At 68.6% G+C, this 3,028-nt stretch carries 1 protein-coding gene and 1 pseudogene; both read left to right on the forward strand.

The features are described 5' to 3' along the window. The first annotated feature begins 163 nt into the window (after positions 1-163). Positions 164-1,636 carry a hypothetical protein gene (locus ACOJUJ_RS08815; protein ID WP_420126491.1) on the forward strand — a complete coding sequence of 491 codons (1,473 nt, stop codon included), beginning with the start codon at positions 164-166 and terminating at the stop codon, positions 1,634-1,636. 924 nt (positions 1,637-2,560) lie between these two features. Then, positions 2,561-3,028 (forward strand): annotated as a pseudogene (locus ACOJUJ_RS08820) (RND transporter); the annotation flags it as partial.

Here is a 3,028-nt window from a genome sequence, read left to right on the forward strand (position 1 = left end):
GCTGGCTGGGCGAGCGCGGCGCGGCGGGTGCCGCGGTGTGGGCGCCGGAGGCCGTGGACGCCGCCGGTGCCAGCCCCGACCGCCTGCTGACGATGATCGACGGCCTGTCCGAGGACGAGCTGGACCGCCTGCTGGCCGAAAACCCCGAGTTCCTGGCGCTTCCATGACGACGACGCTTGCCCCCACCCCCGCCGCACCGCGCCCGGCCTCGGCGCTGGAGCAGGCAAAGCCCGCCCACGCCCGGTGGTCGCGGGCCAACCGCGAGTTCCTGGAGTTCGTGGAGCGCAACCCCGCGTGCCTGCGGCGCGCCTCGTACGCCCCGCTGTACGAGGACCCTTCGCTGGTGTCGTTCTCCGTCCAGCCGTGGCCGCTTTTCTTTGACGCGGCGCGGCTGCGGGAGCTGTCGGAGATGTCGGTGGGGCTGGACCGGCTGATGAAGGGCGTAACGGAGCGCCTGCTGGCCGATCCCGTCCGCGCCGCGGCGTTCTACCACACCCGCGGATCGATGGACGGCGCGCCCACGCTGGCCCGCGAGTTCAGCGAGGACATGATCGAGATCCTGGCGGACGAGCCCAACGGCATCCAGGCCGCGCACTCGCGCGCCGACTACATCGAAACCGCCGACGGGCTCAAGTTCCTGGAGTTCAACGCCGGCGGCTTTATCGGCGGACTGCACACCGACCACCTGTGCGCGCAGTACCTGCGCTGCGAGCCCACCGCGCGCTTTCTGCGCGAGACGGGCCGCCGTGCCGCGCCCATGGGTGTGTGCCGCGCCCTGTTCCGCCACGTGGTGGACGACACGGTGCGGCTGGGCGCATGGACGGAGGGCGACTTCAACGTGGCGATGGTGGTGCGACCGCACACGCCCGAAATCCTGGCCCAGCACTCGGAAGGAACCTACACCCGCGACCTGTGCGCCGCGCTGCGGCAGGGGGGGGCGGGGGAGGTGGGACGGGTGATTCTGTGCTCGCTGGACGAGTTGACGGTGGGTCGCGACGGGGTCACGGTGCACGGCGAGCCGGTGCACGCCGTGATCGAGCAGCACAACGGCCAGGGGGACATCCGCGCCGTCTTCCGCGCCTTCAAGATGGGCTACGTCAACCTGTTCAGCGGCCCCATCGGCGACCTGCTGAGCGACAAGCGCAACCTGGCGCTGCTTTCGGAGCACGCCGGCTCGAACGAGTTCACCGCCGCCGAGCGCTCGCTGATCGACCGGCACGTCCCCTGGACCCGCCGGGTACAGCCGGGGCACACCACCTTCCGCGGCCGCCCCCTGCGTCTTCCCGAGGACCTGCCCGCGCAGCGGGAGAACCTGGTGCTCAAAAAGGCCTCGTCCATCGGCGGCGACTTTGTGGTGGTAGGGCGCTACCGCACCCCCGACGAGTGGGACCGCACCATCGCCCGCGCGCTGTGGGAGCAGGACTGGGTGGTGCAGGAGTACCTGGAGACGCTTCCCTACTGCTTTCAGAACGAGCACGCCGGCGCCTCGGCGCACGAGCTGGTGTGGGGGCTGTTCGTCTTTGGCGAGCACTTTGGCGGCGTGCACCTGCGCATGCAGACCACCGGTCGCGCCGGCGGTGTGGTGAACACCCGCCAGGGCGCCGACATCGGCGCAGGGCTGGCGCTGCTGGGCTGACGAGCCACGAGCCGGCGCGGAGGCTCGGCAACGAGAGAGAGATGGAATGCGGCAGGGGGCCATCCGCGTTTTTTTTGGAGGAGGGATGCGGATCGGCGGATGGCCTCCGGAGTGCGCCGGCGAACGTCGATCGCACCACCTGATGCGCGATCAGGTGAACCGTCCACCCCTTAATACCCTTAATACCCTTTCTTGCAGTTCGTTGTGCAATCAGATGAACGACGGAAAAGCATCACGTGGAGGCGCGGAGGAACTGATGAGGCGCGGAGGCGTTTTGGCGTTCTCTCCGCGCCTTTTTCTGTTTTCTCCGTGCCTCCGCGTGAAAATCTTTCCCCTCACTGCACATCGAAATACGGCAGATGGTATAAGTTCTAGGATAGGCGGATTTCGTGTGGTTGGGCGAGGGCGTGTCCGCCTGCCCGCCGGCACTGCGCCGGCATGAGCGAGGGTCCGTGTAAGTTGATACCGAGAAAGATCTTGACGCTGGAGCAGGGCGTTCGCCGAGGTAGAGAATCCTGACGCGGCGCAGGGAGATACGGAGGTGGGGGTGATGATCCTTCGCCCCTCCGCCTCTGTAACAAATGTTCCTAAACGATTAGATTGGGGTTCAACGACTTGCTTTCGTCGTACGCCGACCGGACCCCGCGTAGCAGCCCACTCGATCCGCGCAGGTTGTCCCGTAGATGGTGGCACTCCGCGCGACGCCAGGCGGCTGTCCGGAACGGAGGCAGACCTGCGGCTCGTCGGCCCGGAAACGCAACACCAAAATCCCACATCCGGACACCCGCGGGCACCACGCCGCGGCGCCGCAACCGGCTAAGTGGTTGCGGCACATCCGTTTCCCTTGGAATCACAATTGGCGCGGATCTTTGCATGGAGAGATCCCGGCCGTTCCCCTCAAGACCGACAGCGAGACAGGTACCCTTGGACATCCCGCGCGCTCGAAAGAGCACCCCCCGCAAGTACATCTACGGCGGCGCCGCCGCCCTGGTACTGGTGGCCGCCAGCACCGCCCTTGCCCGCATGGAGCCGGCCGCGCCCAAGCTGGACGGCGCCTCGGTGTGGACGGACACGGTGAAGCGCGGCACCATGCTGCGCGAGGTGCGCGGCCCCGGCACGCTGGTGAGCGAGCAGGTGCGGTGGATCAGCGCGCAGACGGCTGGCCGCGTGGAGCAGATCCTGGTGGTGCCGGGGAGCACGGTGACGGCCGGCACGCCGCTGCTGGTGCTGAGCAACGCCGACGTGCAGCGCGACGCGCTGGAGGCGCAGCGGCAGCTGGTGGGCGCGGAGGCCGACCGCAGCACCCTTTCCGCCACGCTGGAGAACCAGCGGCTGACGCAGGAGGCCGCCGTGGCCACCGTGCGCGCCGAGCAGCGCGAGGCCGCGCGCCAG

It is taken from the genome of Longimicrobium sp. (assembly GCF_048594345.1).
GTDB lineage: Bacteria > Gemmatimonadota > Gemmatimonadetes > Longimicrobiales > Longimicrobiaceae > Longimicrobium.